Here is a 347-nt window from a genome sequence, read left to right on the forward strand (position 1 = left end):
TCCCGTTTCCCATAGAACACCTCCTGGTTCCTCAGTTGGTGCTCTCCACATTTTCCGGGCAAGTCCACCCTCTCCCGCTCGACGCACGACGTCATCGACGCCTGACATGGCGGCATCCAGATCTGCCATGATCCGTTCGAGCTGGGCTTCATCACGGCCCTCTTGCAGCTGATCCAGTCGACCGCTCGGATGTGCGTGTTCGCGCCGCGCCTCGCGACCACCGGACACACCGCCGCGCTTCACCCCCACCCCTCCCGCATGGCCCATCCGCGCGGCGAGGGAGGGCAGCGCCCAGAACCGCGACGTGCTGCGGGCGGTGAGGTTGCTGAGGCAGCCGGCATCGACCA

General features: G+C 66.6%; 1 protein-coding gene. It reads right to left on the bottom strand.

Going from position 1 to position 347, the window contains the following annotated elements:
- Positions 1-347, bottom strand: a 347-nt coding sequence (locus tag DKT70_RS18595; RefSeq protein WP_233490669.1) for a hypothetical protein, incomplete at both ends; no start/stop codon positions are given.

The sequence above is a fragment of the Paracoccus sediminilitoris genome (assembly GCF_003259195.1).
Taxonomy (GTDB): domain Bacteria; phylum Pseudomonadota; class Alphaproteobacteria; order Rhodobacterales; family Rhodobacteraceae; genus Paracoccus; species Paracoccus sediminilitoris.